At 47.3% G+C, this 21,148-nt stretch carries 29 protein-coding genes and 1 pseudogene; all 30 read left to right on the forward strand.

The window, feature by feature from the left end; genetic code table 11:
* Positions 1-27 precede the first annotated feature (27 nt).
* The 30 genes and pseudogenes from EL268_RS03465 (at position 28) to EL268_RS03605 (ending at position 21,143) form a co-directional block, all read left to right on the forward strand.
* The gene (locus EL268_RS03465) at positions 28-1,551 is read left to right on the forward strand and encodes a YcdB/YcdC domain-containing protein (RefSeq protein ID WP_106657178.1); all 1,524 of its coding nucleotides are present in this window, start codon (positions 28-30) and stop codon (positions 1,549-1,551) included.
* Positions 1,552-1,885: 334 nt separating this feature from the next.
* On the forward strand, positions 1,886-2,215 hold the full coding sequence (locus tag EL268_RS03475) for a DUF2085 domain-containing protein (protein WP_106657180.1): 330 nt from the start codon (positions 1,886-1,888) through the stop codon (positions 2,213-2,215).
* Between the two features lie 96 nt (positions 2,216-2,311).
* Entirely contained in the window at positions 2,312-3,127 is an 816-nt protein-coding gene (locus tag EL268_RS03480) for an alpha/beta fold hydrolase (RefSeq protein ID WP_106657181.1), read from the forward strand.
* A gap of 135 nt (positions 3,128-3,262) precedes the next feature.
* Positions 3,263-4,006, forward strand: a complete 744-nt coding sequence (gene map / locus EL268_RS03485) for a type I methionyl aminopeptidase (RefSeq protein ID WP_106657182.1) — start codon at positions 3,263-3,265, stop codon at positions 4,004-4,006.
* 123 nt (positions 4,007-4,129) lie between these two features.
* The gene (locus EL268_RS03490; RefSeq protein ID WP_069851832.1) at positions 4,130-4,687 is read left to right on the forward strand and encodes a DNA-3-methyladenine glycosylase I; all 558 of its coding nucleotides are present in this window, start codon (positions 4,130-4,132) and stop codon (positions 4,685-4,687) included.
* Between the two features lie 28 nt (positions 4,688-4,715).
* Positions 4,716-5,193, forward strand: a pseudogene (locus tag EL268_RS03495) (DinB family protein).
* 234 nt (positions 5,194-5,427) lie between these two features.
* A complete protein-coding gene (locus tag EL268_RS33185; protein WP_231504337.1) occupies positions 5,428-5,478 on the forward strand; it encodes a putative holin-like toxin in 51 nt (16 codons plus the stop codon).
* 479 nt (positions 5,479-5,957) lie between these two features.
* Complete coding sequence (locus tag EL268_RS03500; RefSeq protein ID WP_106657183.1) at positions 5,958-6,296, forward strand: sigma factor-like helix-turn-helix DNA-binding protein; 339 nt, start codon at positions 5,958-5,960, stop codon at positions 6,294-6,296.
* Positions 6,242-6,469, forward strand: a complete 228-nt coding sequence (locus EL268_RS03505; RefSeq protein ID WP_017251813.1) for a hypothetical protein — start codon at positions 6,242-6,244, stop codon at positions 6,467-6,469. Before EL268_RS03500 ends, EL268_RS03505 begins: the two co-directional genes overlap by 55 nt.
* Positions 6,466-6,663 (forward strand): hypothetical protein, encoded by a 198-nt coding sequence (locus EL268_RS03510; RefSeq protein ID WP_017251814.1) that lies wholly within the window; start codon positions 6,466-6,468, stop codon positions 6,661-6,663. Before EL268_RS03505 ends, EL268_RS03510 begins: the two co-directional genes overlap by 4 nt.
* Positions 6,664-6,913: 250 nt before the next feature.
* Positions 6,914-7,567 (forward strand): hypothetical protein, encoded by a 654-nt coding sequence (locus EL268_RS03515; RefSeq protein WP_106657184.1) that lies wholly within the window; start codon positions 6,914-6,916, stop codon positions 7,565-7,567.
* A 190-nt stretch (positions 7,568-7,757) separates the two neighbouring features.
* Complete coding sequence (locus EL268_RS03520; RefSeq protein WP_115984484.1) at positions 7,758-8,003, forward strand: hypothetical protein; 246 nt, start codon at positions 7,758-7,760, stop codon at positions 8,001-8,003.
* Positions 7,988-8,437: a hypothetical protein gene (locus tag EL268_RS03525; protein ID WP_106657186.1), complete on the forward strand. Its 450-nt coding sequence runs from the start codon at positions 7,988-7,990 to the stop codon at positions 8,435-8,437. Before EL268_RS03520 ends, EL268_RS03525 begins: the two co-directional genes overlap by 16 nt.
* The gene (locus tag EL268_RS03530; protein WP_106657187.1) at positions 8,437-8,628 is read left to right on the forward strand and encodes a hypothetical protein; all 192 of its coding nucleotides are present in this window, start codon (positions 8,437-8,439) and stop codon (positions 8,626-8,628) included. The genes EL268_RS03525 and EL268_RS03530 overlap by 1 nt, the downstream gene beginning before the upstream one ends.
* Before the next feature lie 2 nt (positions 8,629-8,630).
* Positions 8,631-9,968: a phage tail sheath subtilisin-like domain-containing protein gene (locus tag EL268_RS03535; protein WP_106657188.1), complete on the forward strand. Its 1,338-nt coding sequence runs from the start codon at positions 8,631-8,633 to the stop codon at positions 9,966-9,968.
* The gene (locus EL268_RS03540) at positions 9,969-10,421 is read left to right on the forward strand and encodes a hypothetical protein (RefSeq protein WP_007723453.1); all 453 of its coding nucleotides are present in this window, start codon (positions 9,969-9,971) and stop codon (positions 10,419-10,421) included.
* A gap of 14 nt (positions 10,422-10,435) precedes the next feature.
* A complete protein-coding gene (locus EL268_RS03545) occupies positions 10,436-10,822 on the forward strand; it encodes a phage tail assembly chaperone (protein ID WP_106657189.1) in 387 nt (128 codons plus the stop codon).
* 227 nt (positions 10,823-11,049) lie between these two features.
* The gene (locus EL268_RS03550) at positions 11,050-13,425 is read left to right on the forward strand and encodes a hypothetical protein (RefSeq protein WP_106657190.1); all 2,376 of its coding nucleotides are present in this window, start codon (positions 11,050-11,052) and stop codon (positions 13,423-13,425) included.
* Complete coding sequence (locus EL268_RS03555; protein WP_106657191.1) at positions 13,422-14,012, forward strand: hypothetical protein; 591 nt, start codon at positions 13,422-13,424, stop codon at positions 14,010-14,012. Before EL268_RS03550 ends, EL268_RS03555 begins: the two co-directional genes overlap by 4 nt.
* Before the next feature lie 15 nt (positions 14,013-14,027).
* A complete protein-coding gene (locus EL268_RS03560; RefSeq protein ID WP_106657192.1) occupies positions 14,028-14,981 on the forward strand; it encodes an XkdQ/YqbQ family protein in 954 nt (317 codons plus the stop codon).
* Positions 14,982-14,984: 3 nt separating this feature from the next.
* Positions 14,985-15,233: a hypothetical protein gene (locus EL268_RS03565; RefSeq protein WP_106657193.1), complete on the forward strand. Its 249-nt coding sequence runs from the start codon at positions 14,985-14,987 to the stop codon at positions 15,231-15,233.
* The gene (locus EL268_RS03570) at positions 15,233-15,667 is read left to right on the forward strand and encodes a DUF2634 domain-containing protein (RefSeq protein WP_106657194.1); all 435 of its coding nucleotides are present in this window, start codon (positions 15,233-15,235) and stop codon (positions 15,665-15,667) included. Before EL268_RS03565 ends, EL268_RS03570 begins: the two co-directional genes overlap by 1 nt.
* On the forward strand, positions 15,655-16,470 hold the full coding sequence (locus tag EL268_RS03575; RefSeq protein ID WP_106657195.1) for a baseplate J/gp47 family protein: 816 nt from the start codon (positions 15,655-15,657) through the stop codon (positions 16,468-16,470). The genes EL268_RS03570 and EL268_RS03575 overlap by 13 nt, the downstream gene beginning before the upstream one ends.
* Complete coding sequence (locus tag EL268_RS03580; protein ID WP_106657196.1) at positions 16,467-17,111, forward strand: putative phage tail protein; 645 nt, start codon at positions 16,467-16,469, stop codon at positions 17,109-17,111. The genes EL268_RS03575 and EL268_RS03580 overlap by 4 nt, the downstream gene beginning before the upstream one ends.
* A gap of 3 nt (positions 17,112-17,114) precedes the next feature.
* Positions 17,115-17,420, forward strand: coding sequence for a hypothetical protein (locus EL268_RS03585; RefSeq protein ID WP_106657197.1), 306 nt, complete (start codon positions 17,115-17,117; stop codon positions 17,418-17,420).
* On the forward strand, positions 17,421-19,025 hold the full coding sequence (locus tag EL268_RS03590) for a hypothetical protein (RefSeq protein ID WP_106657198.1): 1,605 nt from the start codon (positions 17,421-17,423) through the stop codon (positions 19,023-19,025).
* Positions 19,025-20,080, forward strand: a complete 1,056-nt coding sequence (locus EL268_RS03595) for a hypothetical protein (protein WP_106657199.1) — start codon at positions 19,025-19,027, stop codon at positions 20,078-20,080. Before EL268_RS03590 ends, EL268_RS03595 begins: the two co-directional genes overlap by 1 nt.
* The gene (locus tag EL268_RS03600) at positions 20,077-20,376 is read left to right on the forward strand and encodes a hypothetical protein (RefSeq protein ID WP_106657200.1); all 300 of its coding nucleotides are present in this window, start codon (positions 20,077-20,079) and stop codon (positions 20,374-20,376) included. The genes EL268_RS03595 and EL268_RS03600 overlap by 4 nt, the downstream gene beginning before the upstream one ends.
* A 29-nt stretch (positions 20,377-20,405) precedes the next feature.
* Entirely contained in the window at positions 20,406-20,552 is a 147-nt protein-coding gene (locus tag EL268_RS32630) for a hypothetical protein (RefSeq protein ID WP_164724428.1), read from the forward strand.
* A 135-nt stretch (positions 20,553-20,687) separates the two neighbouring features.
* Positions 20,688-21,143, forward strand: a complete 456-nt coding sequence (locus tag EL268_RS03605) for a phage holin family protein (protein WP_106657201.1) — start codon at positions 20,688-20,690, stop codon at positions 21,141-21,143.
* Positions 21,144-21,148: the final 5 nt, after the last annotated feature.

Here is a 21,148-nt window from a genome sequence, read left to right on the forward strand (position 1 = left end):
CGGTTTTTTCGTTCGGGAGGGAAATTGATGATTACATATCCGACAGAAGCGGTTCGAGAGACGATGGAGAAATGGTTTGCTATGCTTCCTGGTTTGCGTGAAATGTCTCATCTGCAAATCAATATGGACGATAAGTGGATAACTTGTGAGATAAGAGTAGGTCATAACCGTACAGAACTGGAGATAGACAAAGAGACGGGATATATGATTGATTTCGACTTGGATAAAAAAGATCGAGAATGGTTTCCTTCTGGCGAACCAATCGATGCCGAGTCAGCGACGGAGCGGGCCATAGAAGTAGCGGAAAAATTATACGGAGATCATCTGAACGAAATGGTAAGAGACCATTTAGCAAAGTTGAGAGAGTATAAAGATGGAAAACAATGGGAGCTGTACTATCGTTATTTTTTTCATGGGATTCCGCATTCAGGTGTGTCTTTGAGAATCGCTTTAGACGAGTCTGGAAATTTGGTAGACATCCGATACCACGGATTTCACGATTTTGATCGCAAAAATAAGCCTCCCAAGCCAGAAGTGATAACGAAGGAGGAGGCGAAACAAGCGTACCTTGCTTTATTGGAGAAAAACATGATGCTCATATGCGATGAACAGGAGGAAGGGAAGCTCAAGTATATCCCTGATGAGGCACCGCTGGACGATGTCGTCATTCATGCAAAGACAGGCCAAATAGCAAAGACGGTCATAGGGAAAAGACGAATTATAAAAAAATACTCAGAGGTCATCCCAATCATGGCCCAAGGAGAATCCCTTGTTTTCCCAAATTTGCAGGAGATCGAGCAATGGGTAAAGGAACATTTTCAAATAGATTTGACTCACACAGGGATGAAAAGAAAAACGCTTGTGACTCCGAATGAGGATGGGGAAACTTTCAATCCGATGACCGGATATTTCAGATTCGTTGCCGAAGCGCGGGAACCTGGTTGGCCTTCTACTATCCATTATTTCTGGCCATTACCAGAAGATGAGGACGCTGAAACCGTTTACGATCCTGACGTTGTATGGGTTACACTCAATCGAACGACCAACGAGCTGCTTTCCTTTACGGTTAATCAAAAAATGAAATATATAGCGCCACGGCTTTCGGAGCACGATGCGTTGCAAATTGGAAAGAGGTTTTTGGAGAAATACATCGAGCAGGGAATTACCGAGCTTCACTATTATGAACTGTGTTCTTTACGTGGTACCGGAAATACCTATTATTTCTATGAGCGCCGACAAGGGATCGTACTTACAAATCGAGTCTACTCAGTAAAAGTCAATCCTTGGACAGGCCAGGTAACGGGTTTTTACAAGCACGATGCTCGCAAAAATAAGGAGATTCCCGATCCCTCCTCTGTTGTGTCTACTCGGAGGGCAGCGGAGAGTTTCTTACGTCTGTTTCACATTGAACTGGAATATGTGCAAGTGGAGGACAGAGATAAAAGTAGAAGGGAAAAAGCCCCTGTTCCGATCCCAATCTATCAGCTCATATACACATGTACAGAGCGCTATAAATATTTCGACGCAATGACAAGCCTGCCAGGTAGATGATTTTGCTTGCGATCATCCAGCACAGTGAAACGGCGGATACTCTTTAACGTAGAAAGAAAAGAAGGGAGAGGATGTTTCTGTTTTTTGTTGGATTAACGTTTTGCATGATCGCATGGATTGCGGGAGGCGTATTCTTGTATGAAGGGGATTATGTAACGGGGGGAGTCTTGATTGGTGTAGGTCTTCTTCTTTTTATTTGCATGATCATCTTCTATCGTAAGAAGCGTAAAAGTTGTTCGTTAGATTGCAACTATATTCCAGCTGATTGTCCGGTTCCAGATTGCGATACACCCGATTGCGATTGCAAGCCAGATTGCTCACATTGAGGGAGCTGATGAAGATCAATTTGCAGTGGATACCATGTCATCGGCGCCCAGAACGTTCCTTTTATATAGCGGGTAAAAAAATGCCGCTATGTGCCAGATGTGTTTCGATATTGGCTGGATACCTGCTGGCGCCTGTTTTTGCAGGGATGCATATCGTGACCTCTTACTATTTGATTGGATTCCTGTTATTGCCGATGCTGATTGATGGCTTTACCCAACAATGGAAGTGGCGGACAAGCAATAACATGCTGCGATTTTTCACAGGGTTCAGTTTTGGAATCGGACAGTCTTTACTCATTTCAAATGTCGTTTGGTTTTTGGTTGAGAGACTGGGGTGAAACGATATGCCTTTATGTACACAAAAATTTCAATATTATGGTAATCCTTTCACCTGGGACAGCCCTCCTATATAATACTGGTGGGGGGATATATAAGTGATCCATTATAAGACATACATACGTGGTGAAGATTGCGAATGGGTGACTTTTGTCCATGGGGCAGGGGGCAGCTCATCGATTTGGTATAAACAACTTAAGGCATACAAAGAGAAATTCAATGTTCTTCTAGTAGATATGCGTGGTCACGGAAAATCGAAGAACATCCCAGGCAAGCTGTTCAAAACATACACCTTTGATGATGTCAGCAGAGATATCATAGAGGTTTTGGATCATTTAAAAATCACTTCCACCCATTTTGTGGGGATTTCCTTGGGGACGATCATTGTGCAGATTATTTCGGAGCAGGCCCCAGAGAGAATGCGCTCTATGGTGTTGGCAGGAGCTGTGACGCACATGAACGTGCGGTCGCGGGTGCTGATCACGCTGGGGAATATGGTCAAACATTTCATCCCGTACATGTGGCTGTATCGACTGTTTGCCTGGGTGATCATGCCGAGTAAGCGTCATAAAGAATCGCGGTCCTTGTTTATCCGCGAAGCCAAAAAGCTTTGTCAAAAAGAATTCAAGAGATGGTTCAAGCTGACAAAAGGCATTAATCGCTTCCTAGGAACCCTCTTTGATAAAGAGTCTCCCATCCCTACCTTGTTCATTATGGGTGACGAAGACCATATGTTTTTGCCGTTCGTCCAGATGCGTGTGAAAAAAAGACAATTTGCACAGTTGAGTCTAGTCGCTGACTGCGGCCATGTCGTCAATGTCGATCAGCCGGAAGAATTTAACCGAATCTCCATCGGGTTTATTCAAAAGCAGTCGACCGCATCGCAAGGAATATATGCACTGAATCTAGCCTAGTTTCGTAAGATAAGAGCCGCAGAGGATGCTTCTGGGGTTCTTTGTTTTTCTGCAGGTTGCGATTGGCGAAGAAAAATGTTCAAATGAAGAAACGGATCGGGTAAATACTGGTAAATGCGAAAAGGAGGGAAACACATGTCGATTCAAAATGAACATGATTTGATCTGTTTGAAGCGGATCGGTAGCATTGTGGCAGAAGCAAGAGAGGCGATGATAAAAGCAGTGCGGGCAGGCGTGACAACAAAAGAACTCGACCGGATTGGCGGAGAGATCTTGGCAAAGTACGGAGCGCGGTCTGCACCGAATATCACATATGATTTTCCTGGGCATACGTGCATCAGTGTCAATCACATTGTTGCGCACGGCATCCCTGATGATACAGTTCTGCAAAATGGCGATATCATCAATATTGATGTCTCGGCAGAGCTGGATGGATATTTTGCCGATACAGGTGCTTCTATCGTGGTAGGGGGAGGCGAGCCTGAGAAGCAATCCTTATGCCAATGCGCCGAGGAGTCGCTGTACAAGGCATTGGATGCAGCAAAGGCGGGATCAAAGCTAAGCCAGATTGGTCGCATTGTCCACCAGGAGGCCAGGAAAAAAGGCTTTACAGTGGTCAAAAACCTTACGGGACATGGCATCGGCAAAAGCTTGCATGAAGAGCCTGCTTACATTTTGAATTACTATGATAAGAAGGATAGGCGTTTGCTCACAGAAGGTCTCGTGTTGGCAGTCGAAACATTTATTTCAACGGGGACGGAATTTGTGGAGGATGGCAGGGACGGTTGGGCGATCATTACGCCTGATAAGAGTTACGTAGCTCAATACGAGCACACCATCGTTATAACGAAGGGGAAGCCAATTATTTTAACTGCTTGATTGCATGGAGACCTCAGGTTGATGAGGTCTTTTTTTGTAAAGAAAAACTTGCAGAATACCCAATGATTGTATATTCTTTATATAAGAATATATGTTCGTATTATGTAGAGGAGGTTTCTTTCCATGAATCGGTGCGGCTGGGTGAATCAAGACCCTATCTATATGGATTATCACGATCACGAGTGGGGAGTTCCTGTCTATGAGGATCGCTTGCTCTTTGAATATTTGAATTTGGAAGGGGCTCAAGCCGGACTGAGCTGGTACACGATCTTGAAGAAGCGGGAAAATTATCGAAGAGCGTTTGATAACTTTGAAGCGGAGAAAATCGTTCAATACGATGAAGCCAAGATCGAGCAATTGCTGACAGACGAAGGCATTGTTCGAAACAGGCTGAAGATTCGCGGTGTCGTGAAGAACGCCCACGCGTATTTGCGGGTTGTGGAGGAGTTTGGGTCCTTTAGCAGCTATATTTGGTCGTTTGTAGGCGGGAAGCCGATCCATAATCATTTTCAGGAAATGAAGGATGTGCCTGCTTCTACCGAAATCAGCGACAAGATGAGCAAGGACCTGAAAAAGCGCGGTTTTACGTTTGTCGGTTCAACAATTTGCTACGCCTTTATGCAAGCAGTCGGCATGGTTAATGATCACGTAGCGACATGTGATCTCTATCAAAAAAACTAGGACGAGCTAACGGAGAGGGGAGAATGACATGAACGAAAATGATCTCTTAATCTTAAACTTTGAGGAAGTAAGACGTAGAAGCATCAAAGTTTGGAGGGCAATTCCTAAAGAAATGCTGAACTGGAAGCCTGACGATAAAGCGTTCACGTGCGGGGAAATGATTCGCCATGTCATCGAGGGTGAGTTTTTGTATCACCAGATTTTTGATCCAACGGGGGAGTGCCGCTCTGTCTACTATCCCCAATCCGTATGAAACCAAAGAGTTTTCGACTGTAGATGAAGATTTGGCCTTTGCTATGCCGTATCGAGAAGAATTTCTCCGCTTCGTCAGAGGGTTGTCCAAGAGCGACCTGGAGAGTGTCCGCATCGATCGATCCGATGTAGGCTATGTCCGCACGCTTGGAGACATGCTGCTGCGAATCGCCTATCATGAGTCGGTACATACCGGTCAACTGCTAGATTATATGAGAAGCATGGGTGTTGAACGTCCGAATATTTGGGATTAAAAGAGTGCGAAAGATAGAAAAGCAAGCCAACTCTTCTATTGTGATATGCGAGGGGGGCTTGCTTTTTTATTTTATAATAACGGGGCTGTATACATTGTGTTCAATTAGGAATTCTCGTAAAATTAATGCAATTCAATAGATCGGCTTTCTCAAGGGTGGTCGGCTCACTCACTCATGTCTAACAATGGGGGGGTGATGCTGATGGAGGTATATCAGGCGCTTTCGCTTATGTTCATGTTTGGCATGTTCATTCTTGCCTTACTGACATACCTCAAAAAGAAGTAGACCGCCCTTGAGCTTGGGAGCCAGGCGGTCTATACGCTGTAACCTATGAGCCGATCCCTTTTGGGAACGTCTATTGGATCAACCGTAGGTGCTGGAACACCTACGGTTTTATTTATATCCAGAACTCTTGAAGAAATGACTTTACAACGGATTTTTATTTACTATATCATATTTTGTGTTTTCTGTTCAATAAACCCATCATGAAAGGTCTTACGTACGTACAAATGATGAAAATGAAAAAGTATGAGAATTATGTACTTTCGGGATGTAAGGTGAGTTCGTTTTGTAAGACAATCGAATATATATACGTAGGCACGATCTTGGTTATGGATCGTGCCTTTTTCATGTTTTTTGAGAGGTAGGCATTCCAAAAAATGTAGTGGAAAAAACTTGAACTTTGATTCCGAGTATGAGATACTTGTACTACAAAGAGAACGAGTGTTCCTATTTCCGGATGAAAAAGACAGAAGGTGAAGCATGTGACAGATGAGCAGTTAAAAGAGCATTGCAGAAAAGTGCTCAAAAGGATTGCTTGGCGATTGCAGTACGCCGCCAAGAAGCGTTTGTACAGGGAGACGGTGATCAAAGAGGGGATGCGGGGAACGGAAGCGATCGAGGACAACCTGTCGGAACTGTATGTTCAGGAGGTGTTGATGCAACTCCCAGAAAAAGCCCGGATCATTATCAAGCATGTCGTCATACATGGAATGACGGAAGAACAGGTAGCCAAAAAACTGAATATGACCAGACAAGGAGTGAGTAAATGCAAAAACAAATATTTGCGCCAATTGGCCGAGAAGCTGACTCGTTCAGCCTGACCCTCCAAAAAGCACAGTCAGGGGATAATCGGGCCGTACTGACGATCCTCGACTTTCTGCTTCCCGACATGGAGTATCTTGCTTCCTTTATCAAACTACCTCGCGAAGAGAGCATGCAAGAGATGAAAACCGCAATGCTCGAAGCGATCCGCAGTGGAGAAGTGATGCTATGATGACGATTGATTACGTTCAGGTTCTCGCGGTTGTCGTGTGCTTCCTTGCTTTAATCGTCACGTTTAAGCAGGTAGATTTGCAGATTCGGATTAATAACTTGTTCAACCTGCAATTAAAGGCAAACAAAGAGAAAAAGAAAGAGCAACTGGAACAAAAAAAGGAGACTCCGACTGACGATCGGAATCCCCATTGAAGGCTTGGGGCAAAGAATACAACTGGTGAGTATCCTCTTTGCCCCCTTTCATTATACAAGAAAATGATGATGCAAAGGAGATACGTACGAAATGATAGAAGCAGCATTAATCGGAGCAGTTGTCTTATTGATCGGAGTCATTATCGGACAGATCGGTTTGTCTCAAAGATTAAGAAAAGACGCAAGAGTCAACGAAAACCGATAAGCAATCATACGGACTTCATATATATGACCGAGGGGGAATAGTGCCTTGATCAGCAAAGATGTTTTCATGGAAGCAGTATGCGAGGTGTGTCCGGCAACGTGCTGGGGAAAGAAATCACATTGCCAGGTTCATGATAAGCACGTAGGAAAAATCGAATCTTGCCCGGAGTGGGACAAGTACATGCGGGATCAAGAGGCAAAAGGGCAGCAAGAGACAGTATCCGCTAGAAAAGAAGGCTTAGTCCGGTTGAGTGAGCAAGCACCCATCGTAGATTTTCTACAAAAAGCCGAGGAAGAAATCCGCGACTACAATTACATGCAGATCGAGATCGTGCGTATCCAGCGTTTTTTGCGCGAGGCGGGGGAAGGAATGGTCGCACAGTACGGATTGGATGCAGGCATGCCAAAAGGAAAGGGTACTACGGGAGATAAGACGCACGCGGAGGTTGTACGCCGGGAGCGGAAATGGAAGAGGCTGCAAAATTTGCAGGATAAAATCGAGCGGATCAATAAAGCGGTCGAGACGATTCCGGGTGAGCAGGAGCGATTGGTAGTCGAAGCTTTGCTGGATGGCGACAAGAACAATCTGATTGCAAAAGAAATCGGCGTGTCCCGTCAGCGGTATTACGAAATCAAGCGCAGTGCCGTGATGAAAATGGCATGGGCGATGTATGGCGATCAGGCTCAGCAGACTGGATAATGAAAAACAGAACCTGGCTCAATAGACGAGAAGCTGTCTGATGATGACAGCTTCTTTTCATTTTCGCAAGCATGGCAGAGGCTGACAAAGGTTGACACTTCCTGACACATCGGGTCATTTTCCCGGTTTTTTCTCCGAATCGGTTATACTTGAGTCAAGCGAAACAAGTAAGAGAGATACGAGCCATCCGATGAAGCTGTCGGGTGGCTTTTTATGTACACCGCCGACTCTAATGTCCGGCGATCAGGGAAAATGGCGATTGGCGCCACACGATGTTGCGAGTTCAAAGCCACAGGCTACTCGCTCCCTGCTCGGCGGGCATTTGCCGTGGATGCCTTGCCAAATGAAGGGAAGTAGTGGGGGGAAGAGACATGTGACGAAGACAGAAGAGAATACCGCAAGCATGGGAGGTGGAGCTGGATGGATCGAGAGCTAGCCGTTCTCATTGAACTGGTGAATGAAGCGTATCCAGGGCTGGCTATTGTTGTGAATGTGGACGACTGGATGGCGCAGCGATTCCAGCCGCCTATCGCGTTTCTTTTGACGCAAGGGGTCCGCGAAGAAGGAAGAAGCCTCACTTCCTATCAAGTGGTCTCAGAAGCAGCCATCGTCCTCCACTATCCAAAGGTAGCAGGTGTCTACCAGCCGCTTTCAGCAGAGCCGCTGCGTGAGCTTCTTCGCCAAAGGCAGTTCAGCTATCAAGGCAGGACGTCTGGATTGTCCATCGAGATCGACAGCTCCACCTTGCGTATTTGGCGGGATAAAAAGGACCGGACGGAAATCGCGTTCCAGTTCACCTACAACGTGGCGGTGCAGAGAGCAGCCACAGACAAAATCAACGAATTTGATGTAGAGGGGGTCCGATCATAGTGGCACGAAAAGATCAACAAGCACAGGCCCCAGAGCTTGTGCAAACCAAACAAGAGTGGATCAAGAGCGCCGCCTATCTTGGAGCCGAACGGTTCGAGGTAGCAGGTGCTCTTTTTTCTGAAGCAGATAATCAAGAACTGGCAGAAGGACAAGTGAAGAGCCGACTGACCAAATACAAAGGCGGGGTGTAAGCATGACCATTCAACGTGAACGTCCGGGTGTAACGGTAGAACTGATCGCAAAAGCAAAAGAACGTGTAGTACCGAAGAGCGGTGTCGTACTGGTGCCGTATCAAGCAGAGTGGGGCGCGCCAGATGAGCTCGTCAAGCTGGGGAGCTTTGAGGAGCGGCTTGCACATACATTTGGCAAGGTCGATACCGTGGAGCTGGCAGCAGAAGGTGGCGCGACGATTCTCGCGTACCGCATGACGAATGGCACAGCCACAAAAGCAGCGTATGAGCAAGCCGATGCGATCAGAGTCGAGGCTCTGTACCCAGGTTTGGTAGGTAACGAGTTGAAGGTTGCGATCACTGCCTCAACGTCTGAGCCAGGCAAGAAGGAACTCCAGGTAACAGGCCCGCTTCAAACCGAGAAGTTTTCGTTTGCGGATGCGAATGAGCTGGCAGCGAAAACGAGCCAATCCAATTATGTGCGTGTGAAAAAGCTGGGTGAGACTGCCGTTACAATTGTGCCAGATACAGCGCTGACAGGAGCGACAAGCGGTACAGCAGCGCTCACTTCTGCGGACTCGACTAAGCTGTTCATGGCTGTGTCCGGCGCTGATTTTGACACGATGTATCTGCCTTTTGACGATGCGGCTGTACAAGCGGCAGCGAAACAATTCATGAGCGACCGTCGTGCGCAAAATAAGAAGCTCAGCACGCTGGTGATCGGCGGCAAGGCGGCGGATGACGAGAACATGGCGAAGCACATCGAGCGATCTGTGGCGCAAAATGCCCGTTTTGTCGTGAACAGTGCTATTGCTGGTCAACACAACAACGGGAAAGTATATGGCAGCCTGGAGTGGGCCGCATGGGTAGCGGGTATGATCGCCGCGACACCTGCGCATGAATCGCTGACAGCCGTCGTCGTTCCGTTGAAAAAAGCGCTCAAGGACTGGGGCCACACCGATATTTTGAGTGCGCTGGGCTCTGGTACGCTGATCGCAACCCGCGACGGAGATGTGTACATCATCGAGAGCGCCGTCAATACGCTGGCTGTACTGGGTACGCATGAGCGCGAGGACTACGGAAAAATCCGTGTCAGCATGACGCTGGATCAGATCGTCAATGATATCAGCCAAGTCGGCAAGAAATACAAAGGCAAGCTCGGCAACAACGATTTGGGCGGCGCGGTGTTTGTCTCTGCCGTCAATGCGTACATGACCGTCCGCGAGCAGCAAGGCGCAATTGATAAAGGCTGGACGTTTACGGATCAAAAGAACGGCATCGGGGATCGCCGTGGTTTCCTCTTGTCTGCGAAGCCGCTTGATGCCATCGAATACTTTGACATTGACTGGGAGGTGCTGTAATTGGCTATTGCACGTGATATTAAACTGAAGAACTGCCAAATTTACGATGAAAACGGAGACCCGATCTTCGGTACCCTTGAAGGAAAAATGGTCCTCAAGGTGGAGTACGGCGACACGAACCGCCTGCAAAAAGGAAAAATCCAGACTGTCAACGACTGGCATGTAGAAGTGACATTGAAAATTACCGCAACCAACGCTGCGCTGAAATACTACTGCGTCGATCAATTGACTCAAGGCAAGACCCCAGTCCTCCCATTCCTGATCGGCGAGACGCTGGACAAGGAAGCGGGCAACTCCGAACGCGTCCGCATTTCGAATATCGTGCTGAACCCAGACGAGATTACGCTGTGGGAAGCAAAAGCAGACGGCAACGATCACGCGACATACGACCTAAAAGGGATGTCCATCGAAAAGCCGGACTACCTCGATGAATTGCCAACCTACACCGAATAGGAGAGTGCTTGCATATGAACAAAAACAAACTCGAGAAATTTTTGGCCAAAGCCAATGAACAAGCTCCGCGAAAAGAAATCACCGTAACCATCGACGGGGACGAGTGGAAGGTTCGTCAATTGAATTTGTCCGAGCTGCGCGATTGCGAACGCATGGCTGACAAAGGCGAGAAAACGGATTGGTTCCTGTACAACGATGCACGTCTGGTGAAAGCCACCGAGTACGATTTCCCTTGGAACCAGGAAGAGCTGAAGAAAGCATACAAGGTCGGCACCAAGTACGAGCTCGTCGAGAAAATTTTCCGCGACAATCCAGAAGGCTACACCAAGCTGCTCAATGCTGTCCGTGAAGTCAATGCAACCCAGACGGAAGAAGAAGCCATTGAAGAAGCAAAAAACTGATCCGATCTGACGGCGAGGCCTGGCATATTTGCCGCGCTTTTCTAAAAGGCAGAGGCCGCCCGTCGGATCTACTCGAGTACGAAGTCGATTTGTACAAGCAGAAGCTGTTTATTTTTGCTTGTCAGATGATTGAGGCGGAGGACGAGGAAAGGGCTGGGGGGTAGGTCTCCCGGCTTTTTTCGGGTTCTGCTGGGTGTAGACATCTGGGAGGACAAGGAGGTGAAAGAATGGCAGGAACAATGATGGAAACGTTTGATGCTTATAGCGGAATAGTAGGTAAATATGACGAATTCGAAAAAGGACTCCTGGGCTCACTAACTCCCATGATCGAAAAGGCTCTTGGAACAACGCTGAGTTCGGTTGCCCAAGAAGCTCAGGCGACAGAAAGAGAAAAGACACTTTTTGAAGCTGGTGGCAAAGGTAATGAGCAACTCCTGAAGGTAGAAGAGACTTCCATAAAAATACGTGAGCTCAACCCGGATATAAAGAAAGATCAAGCATACGGCCTCATCGCCAAAGCCGAACTTGTGCATGCTTCCAATGGTTTAAAGTACGCAGAAAAAGCAGGCATGCTAAAATACACGACGAGGTTTACGGAAGATGAGATCATGAAAATGATGAGTTCCATTGAGTTTTCTACTGGTCATGATAGTACTGTTAGACAGTCAAATGCCGTTCAGTATTTAAGCAACAAGGGAGGGGGAGCCGCGACCGGAAAATTTGTGGAATCCATGGCTCACTTCAACCTTCAGAATGGCAAATTGCTGAATACGCCTGAAAAGATGGCCGCTACTTTTGTCTCAATAGGAAAGCTTTTGAATGATTTTAAAACGTATGGTGCGTTGTATGAGAATGCAATGAAGATGTCGGATAATGGTGATCTCGCCGTAATCCTTGAGAAGCATTACAAGGCTCAAAATAAGAAGGATGCAAAGGCCAAGGCCGCCCAAGATATAGCAAAGCTGAATCGAGATTTCGCATCGGGGGAGAAAGAAACAATTAATATCGCCCTCGCAAAACTCATAACGACTTTTTCTTCCATAAAAGATGAGACAACACAACGAGAGGCATTCACTGGGTTGACAGGCGATGCTGGAGATGAGTTGTCGAAAGGTCTGAAAGAAGTAAAGGATATAACTACAGGGGTTTTTGTACCAGAATATGAAAAACAAAACGAATATAAAGTCGGGAATGAAGCGGTGAATGCACATAAGCTGTCTGCACAGAACGATGTTTATTTCAAACCTGGGCAGGCACAAGCGATGGCAAGAAACGAGGCCATGGAGATCGCGACTCTGTACACAGAACAAATGTCTGGGATAAATACGGAGATTTCGAAAGCAGCTGAAGGAGTAATGAGCTCATTCAACTCTTTGGACGAGTCGATAAAAGGTACTGCGATTTTTGCCGGAGGATTACTACTCCTTGGTAGTGCTCTGAACATCCATACGACATCTCAACTGAAAAAATTCAAAGATCTTCGGACAACAATAGAAAAGTTTCCTCAAGAAGCAACTGGCGAAAAAAACTGCTGCTGTTGCTGTTGTCAGGGAAATAGCCGTAAACGTAAATCAGGTTCCTCTTCAAAAAATAGACGTAACAAGAATACTCCTAGGAAACGACGTACGAGTGAGGTTATAGACCAGCTAGCAGATCAGTTAAAAGACCAGCTCATGAAACGCTTTCCTTTGGGGAAGCTCAAAGGTGGGCGGACAGGTAAGATCATGTTGGGCCTTGGGCTTGGGGGATTGTGGTTGGGTAAAGACAAGCTTGTGGAGCAGTTTAATAGCTTGTCATTAGACAAACTCAAGGGTGAGTTCATGAATAAGCTTGAAGAATTGCACCCGAATAAGCTCAAAGATGGACTCATGAAAGGCCTCGGTCTTGAGGGATTGTGGTTGGGAAAAGACAAGCTTGTGGAGCAGTTCAAAGGCTTGTCATTCGACCAACTCAAGGATGGGTTCATGAATAAGCTTGGAGAATTGCACCCGAGTAAACTCAAAGACAAATTTATGGAACAGTTCAAGCGTTTGCCTCTGGACAAGTTTAACTTCGGGCCGAAAAAGGTGCCCTACCTCGGAACCTTAACAAGTCTCGAAGAAGTTCTCACATCGGAGAACAAACTTGACGTTGCCGCTCGTTTTGGAGCGGAGACCGTCGGTGGCTGGGCTGGAGGAAGAGTGGGAATGCTCGCCGGAGCAGCCCTTGGTTCACTCGTTACACCTGGAGCTGGTTCATTCGTCGGCGGTTTGGCTGGTGGTGTCGGTGGCAATATCAGTGGATCAATGGCAGGTGGAGCCCTATATGATTGGGTCAAATCATGGTGGCAGGACACGTCTCCTCCACAATCGGTTAGTATACAACCCTTAATCCCAGCAGTTGCTTCGATGCCCAATCGTTCACCTGTCAGCAGCATGCCGAAACAGCCCGTCTCCATCACCATTCCGCAAATTTCAGTCCCATTACACGTACAAGGTGTACTGCAGGATATCCCGACCATGTTGAAAATGCTCAGCGATCCATCTGTCGCGCAGAGAATCAAAGACATCATCGAACGTTCTCTGCTGGATGCACTAGAGACGAGGGGAGGGGTAACCACATGATCCGACTTCAAGGCAAATACAGGCTGACGTTTCCGGTCACACCCGCAGAAATCCAGTTTCGCGGATACGGCAATGATATCGAGAGTACAACATCGATTACATTATTGTCCGGCAACCGCATCTCTTCCAGACGCCCAAAGTCTATCTCCTTTGACTTCATCTTACCCGGAGACAGTACGGCTCCCTATGTCGAGGTGCAGGGCTATCAAGGGCCCAGACAGTGGCTTGCTGGATTGGATCGCTTAACGGGCTCTGAAGCACTTTTGACTATAGAGGAGCTTGATCTGGCGTGGAATGTGCTCATCGGGCCATGTGACGGCAAATTTCATGGAAAAAACGTCGATTTTCATGGCTCGATTGAGCTGCCGCTGTTTGTCAAAGACGAATTCATTACGTGGAGCAATCAGACACAGCTTCTATCCCCGGGGGCGGTCATTACGAAACAGCAGCCAGCTCGTCCGAACACGAGCGGGAAGGTAGCAAAGAAGACGAAGAAGCAGCAAGCGGCCCCACGGATAGACAGCAAAAAGTTGGAAGACAGGAAAAGAGAGATTCACGAAAAGCTAGAAAGAGAAAACAGAATGTAACGGAGGGCAGACGAAATGAAAGTCATTTACGGAAAAGAACAGACCCGCTATGACCTGACCCCAGCCGTTACCGAGTTGTCCTGGTCCTCTGCCAGGGGACAAATCGCGCAAAATTGCGATGTGAGAATCAAGGAAGGCCCGCCGCTTCAATCGGCGGGTTTTTTGATGCTCTTTGCAGGTGCAGAGCTAAAAGAATCCCAACAGCTTTTCCATGGTCCACTCGTTCGTTTTGACCGAGACGATCGGACTGGCGATTTATCGGCTACAGCATACGAGTTGGGCTGGTATTTGCAAAAAAACGAAGTCTCCAGACTCAAGCTGGACGGAGACGCAGGGACAGAGCTAGCGCGAATCATCAAGTCGGCAGGTATCAATTTTAGCTGCCCTTCCTTCGGTTTTACGGTCAAGGAGAGAATCTCTTCCCAATCATACACGTCTCTCTTTACTTCGCTGACCGAGCAAGCTTATGAAAAGACAGGCATCCGCTATTTCGTGCAATACCAGCGCGATAAGTTGACGGTACTGCCCGAGGGGAAAAACAGCATCATCCCGATGTTCAAGGCTAGTTTACTCGCAAGCAGTTCAACGGGAGAAAGTATCGAGGATGCTTACACTGTCGTGACAGTAGAGCGCTACCGGGATGATCGGGTCGTGAGCAGTGCAACGAAATCTAACGATAGCCTGGTCAAACAAATCGGGCGCATGCAAAAAATCATCGACGCAGGCGAGGACAAAAACGTAGCTGGATTGGCAGCCAAGCAGCTTGCAGAGTTGTCCAAAATTCCCAAGACACGCTCCATTTCGGTTAGGCACGAGGATGAGAATGCTGCGAGGCTACGTGCGGGCTGGCTCATCAAAATCATGGAAAAAGACAACAAAACTATCACAGATTGGATCGTCACTAGCTGCCAAGCGCGTTGGCAGGGCGGTCAATACACAATGGATCTCCAATTGGAAAGGAGGACGTAAGAGATGCATTCGGTTATCGCAAAACTAAGAGGGCATGCACAGGACGGTATCGAGAACACCAAAGGGGAGTTCGGCAAGCTTTTGTCAGTGTCTCCATTGTCAGTAAAACTTGATGAGGACCCGACACCTTTGGAACCGTATGAGCTGTCGGCACTACGTTCTGCCCAATTAAAGCCGGAGGATGTGGGCAAAAAAGTAGCTTTGTTACGGTGCAACAACGAGCAATACCTCCTGCTTGGGGTGGTGGAATAATGTTTCCGCAGTTGCAAGGAACAGAAGAGATATTGGCGCAAGGAACCGCATTGCCGATTCCATGGACATATCGGTTCGATTGGGAAACGAAGCAGCTGCGGCAGGGACCAGATGGCAGATATTTGCGCACCAAGACTTACGTGGAGTACTTGGAGGAGACGGTGAAAAAGATCCTCCATACACGGCGGTTCCGCTATGCAATCTACTCGGAGCGGTATGGTGTAGATTTTTTGTCTGACAAGGGGCGAATGCGGTCTGCGCTGTCCTTGTCCGTGATTAAGGCACAGGTGCAAGAAGCGTTGAAGGCGCACAGTGAGATTGAGCATGCGGAGGTGCTCGATATCCGCTTTGAGGGGAATCGGGTTATTTTACATGTGGAGATTGCCGGGATGCGTGGTTCGACGAGAATGGAGGTGGATGCATGGCAACGTTAGAGAAGCCGGAGATGCCGATACTCCGGGAGACGCCGGACCAGATTTATCAACGGATGGCGAACAGAATGGCGAAATTGGCTGAGCAGCGCGGGGATACGCCGCCTGCTACGGAGGAAGGGGAAATCTACTACGATCTGGGCTACCCGATTGCGGAGGAAATCAGCGATCAGCAGCAGCTTTTGGAATATGGCTTTCTCCAGAGATTCCTTCCTTGGGCGGACGGAGAATTTTTGGACGCAATTGGCGTATTCTTTGGACTGCAAAGGAATGTGGCAGAAGAGGACGATGTCTACAGACAAAGGTTGATAGATAGGGCCCGAACAGAAGAAGGGGATGGACGCAGGCAAGACTATGAGCGCTGGACCCGAAATGTTGAGGGCGTAGGGGGAGCAGTCGCCGTAGAGAAAGCGCGGCACGATCTGTCTATTGATGTGTACATTACGGACTTGGCTGGTCAGCCAGCTACACCTGAGCTGGCACAACAAGTACGGACGAAGCTGGAAGACAAACGACGAGCACTGCACGATCTCCAAATCCATCCCGCAAAAGTGTTTCCGGTAGCCGTCAACGTGAAAGTGACTATGCGTCCAGATGCAGATTTGGCAAAGATTCAAGAACAGATCATCAAGCAAATCCAAACCTATTTAAAAGGGCGTTCGCAGATCGTATACCAGCAGATCGGAGCGCTCTTTTTTGTGGATGGCGTGACGGACTTTACAGGCTACACCTTAAATGACGGGGATGTGAACTTGACGGTGCCTGCTGATTCTGTGGCGACGTTAACCGTGGTGGTGACAACATGATTCCAGATCGTTATCGGCGGATGCTGCCGCCGCAATGGTATGAGAATGAAGTGGCGGAATACCACTTGGAAGGTGCGGGTACAGCAGTAGATGCTTTCCATTCTCAGCGCGAGGACCTCCTGCAACAGTTTAGCCCATGGTCAGCAACCTGGGGACTGGATGTTTGGGATTGGATCTACTTTGGCAGTAAGCAATTGCAGTCCATTGAAGAGCGACGTAAAAACATTCAAAGAAAGCATTGGGCTCGGTCGCCATTTACTTTACCTGTACTAGAAGCGATGGGGCAAGCTGCTGGAGAGCTAGAAAAAGTAACAGAGGATTTCCCGAATAAGGAGATCGTTTTCGAATTCTCAGCGGAACAACCAATTAATGCTGTTGGACTGTCCAAGGATTTTGAGTGGATACGGCCTTTGCATGTCAACAGTAGCAGGGTGGCAGTTAACAGCAGAGGTGAAGATATCCTTATTTCGGCTCCAACTCGGTTCATTGAGGTTGAATATCCAATCTGTGGAATGTTCTACCCTGAAGACGATATGGACGGACGCATTTTCCGAGAAGCGGTGCAGGTTGCTGAGGCTACTCGTTTTCATGCGGTGAACTATCCACTAACAAACATGATGTATCCAGAAGGGGAGGTGTAGGGCTTGGCTATCATCCAAAATCGGTTACTAGAATTATTGCGAGATGATTTAAGTAATCAGATTAAAGGGGCATTGATTAACGTAGACGGTACGTTACGATCCTATCCGATCTACAAAACAATTAAAAATGGCTTCAAAGTAACCAAATATATCTACTTAGACGATGTACAGGCACAAGGTCGCATTCAGTCGGCGGTATTAGTGGACGGTGAGGGTAACGCTCTAGCAATTAAAAACATGCAGGTGGTAAAGGGTGACAGCGGGCTGTTGGTTGCTTTTGAATTTTCTCTGGAAGTGAAGGTGGTATAAGTGGCTTATCAAAAGACGACCTGGGTTGATCATATTGTTGACCCCGTAACAGGGGAGGTTGTACAGCAGGGAACAAAGGTAACGGCAACACGGATGAATAAAATGGAGCAAGGGATTGCTGACGCGCAGGTACTTACTGAGGCTTTGGCGCAGACAGTGATTGGTAGTCCGGTGGTTTCAGGATTGGAGTTTTCAGCAAGCGGATTAACAGCTCAATGGACAGCTGGCGTGGCTTATGTAAATGGTGTGCGTTTTGAAGTGAATGCGGGGAGTATTAAGTTAAGTGCCACGCAAGGTCAGTATATTTACTTGGATTCTGATGGTGTGGTGAAAAACACGACTTCCCAGGCAACAGCCGATGCTAAATGCAAGCTGTGGTACTTTGCTACCGATGCGAGTTCTATCATTACTTCGGTTGACGGTAGGAACATGGTGTCGAAGGAGGTGTTTGTTAAGCAAACAGAAGTTGCTGATAATGGAGCAAACAAGATTCCCCGCCTTGATGGAACTGGTAAAGGTGCATTCAGTATTACAGGTGAGGCAGGAGGTACTCAAGCAAAATTGGATGCTCACACGGTTGCTACCGACCCGCACACGCAGTACGCAAGAAAACACGGAAATTCTACACTCACCATCGCCAACAATACGCCGACTTTGCAACTTCAAGATTTAAACGGTGAGGCTGACAAAAAGATAGTGAATATTGTTAATGATAGTGGCGCAACTGCTTTTCATTTGGTGGGCGACGATGGCAATTGGGTTAGGGATTTGATAAAACTTCCCCACGATGGAACCGATCCATCAGTCAGCGGTAAAACACTTCTGCACGCAGAAAACATGAATGCGCTTTTGGGGAATAAAAATGCACTTTTCAACTCGTCGGCAGCGTTGGATTTAATTGGGTGGAAAGACGTTACAAATCACGGTAACTTTTTCGCAGGTGAGGGGGGGTATGGCGAAGTTAACTTTTTCGGTCATTACTCAAATACATCGACATTATATGAATCGTTAGACTCTACCCCGATTCGTTTAGCTCCAACCGCACAGACAACCCTTTCGGGCGAAGTCTATACCGTCGGCTTAATCGGGGCCAATGCGCTTGTTGAGCTTCATTACATGGACTCAAACCTTAATACCTTGAAACAAGAACAGGTTTTGATTCCGTCAGGTAAGCACTGGGAATTTTTTTCAATAACGTCAATAGCGCCAGTGAACACAGTTTATTGCAAGGTGAGACTAGCCTTACCTCCTAACTCAACAAACACAAATACAGCGTGGAGAAAATTGAAATTAGAAAACGGATCGAGAGCTACGCCATATGACAACTCCGCCGACATTACGCATATCAATAAGCGCATCGGAGATTACAATGTTTTTAAAAGCGGAAAAGATTCCAATGGCGTTTATACGGTCGTGGATTACAAGCAGCGAAATGGCGCTCTTGTAATGAAGAGTACGCTGTCGAATCCTGATTCATCAGGAAACTACCAAACGTTAACAAAAAAATATTATTCATTATCGGGATTTAATTACTACACAGAGGTTTGGACGTTCACGTATGACGCCGACGGACAAATCTTGTCACAGGTGGTGAAAAACGACTAATGAGCATCGATACCTTTCTTCACAATCACGGAGTCGGCAATGGAGGATACCGAAAAAACAGCTTCGTCCCTTTGGATAGTGCCGGGTTCATTTCGGAAATGATCACCACATTTTCTAGTGGATCATCTGTTCTCGATGGCGGATTGGCGATGGATAACATAGGTAATATCTTTGTCGTCGATCAAACTAGAACGCTGAGGAAGCATAACCAAACAGGCTCTATGCTCACTTCTATTGTATTGCCATCCGACATGAGTTCTCTAGAAACTTACATGGAGTACGTCCCGTCACTAGATAGAATCATTTGTTTCAGTCGCGTTAGGTTAATGGTGCTGGAAGCATCGACGTTAAACATACTTTACAACCAACCTTGGCCTGACCAACCTAATAGGATGGGTTCGGGTATATCCGCAGTTCGAGGAAAGTATTTCTATCACATCATGTCGAATAACCAAGCTGGTGGATGCAGGATGCAAAAGTTCAATGCAGAGACATTGGCTTTTGAATTCGACAATTACAATCCCGCAAACCTTCTGATGGCTGCATTTTCCACACTAGAAGTTGACGGCAACGATAATTTTTACGGAGTCGGAAACAGCCAACTGCATAAGTATGACAAGTTAGGAAATAAAGTGTGGTCGACGAGTTTAGGCGACGCCATCCCGTACCTCTATTTTGATAAAGCGGATGGTAAGTTTTATATCGTCACGTCAAGAATGAGGAGCGGAACTGTCGACATAACCACAGGAGTCATTACCTACAAAAACATAGCAAATAACGTAAATGTCAGTCTTTCGCAAGGTATGCGACTCAACGGAAGTGCAGCAGACAACGGAACTAGATTACTAAAGTACACAATAGGTTCTGATTTCCCGGCGGTGGTGACTGTAAACAAAAGTGGTGGAATGTTAGCTTCGACAAATGTAGCGCAACTCGCTAATGTAAGCCAAACGCAAAACCTACATTCTGTCGTAACGAGAAAAGGTGTTGCAGCCGCCGTTTTCCAAAGCACTAATCAAGTCTTTTTATACAGAACAGGAGTGAAAATATTATGATTTATGCACTGTACACACCGGAAACAGGTAAAACAGTCGCGGAAGTTGACAGGATCGCCTACAACGACGAGGTTTTTGCGGAAATGGCTTACGAGGGTGATTTCCTCAAAGTTAGCTCTATCCCGACATCGGAGAGTATCCCGCAAAAGGACGCTATCTTGAAGGTCGACACACAAGCGAAAAAACTTGTATACGAGTACGTAGACCGCCCATTGACGCAGGACGAGAAGATCGAACAACTAGAAGCCAAACTCAAAGCAACGCAGGACGCGCTAGACGCTATACTGCTTGCATAAGAACAAGATAAAACAGGAGGGGATAATTCATGACAAGCAAACTGTACAACTACTGCAAAATGCGCTGGGAAGACGGAGTTTGGACAGAGGCTGAATTGACAATCGCCGTCACCAAGAAGCACATCACAGAGCCAGAAAAAACAGAGATTATGACACAACCACAAAAAAGCATGTAGAGCGCCTTATCCTACTCAGGAGAGGCGCTTTTTCATGGAAAACTTAGCTATCTAGCACCAAGACCAACAGCTCGCCCCGTTCCTAGCGGGGCTATTTTTATTCCTTTATAAGGGACTAAAAGGAGGAGACACACCATGAAACCCCTACACAGCCTAGAAAGCATCGCAACCCCAGCAAACGCCTGGGCGACAACAGCAGGTGCAATCGTGTCGCCCGCCTTTCACTATCTATACGGCACCAACCGCCAAGACATCCTGATTGTCCTCTTCTTCCTAATCGTCCTCGACTGGATCACAGGCATCTCCGCCGCCAAAAAAGACCAATCCTACTCCTCCGACTACGGCCTCTCCCGAATTCCGCGCACTTTATTCCTCATGGCCCTACCAGCCGTAGCCAATCTCCTAGACCGCGTCATGGGCACCCCAGGCTTCTTATTCTACGGCGTCACCTTCGGCCTCATCTACCACACGTGGACAAGCCTGACCGCCAATGCCCACCGCGCAGGATGGCCGATGCCCAAATCCATCGAGAGATTAGTCAGCGCCGAAATCAAGGCAAAGGCTGAGCGAGCTAAACGAAAGGAGTCCTAGTAAAC

It is taken from the genome of Brevibacillus brevis (genome assembly GCF_900637055.1).
Classification (GTDB): Bacteria; Bacillota; Bacilli; order Brevibacillales; family Brevibacillaceae; genus Brevibacillus; species Brevibacillus brevis.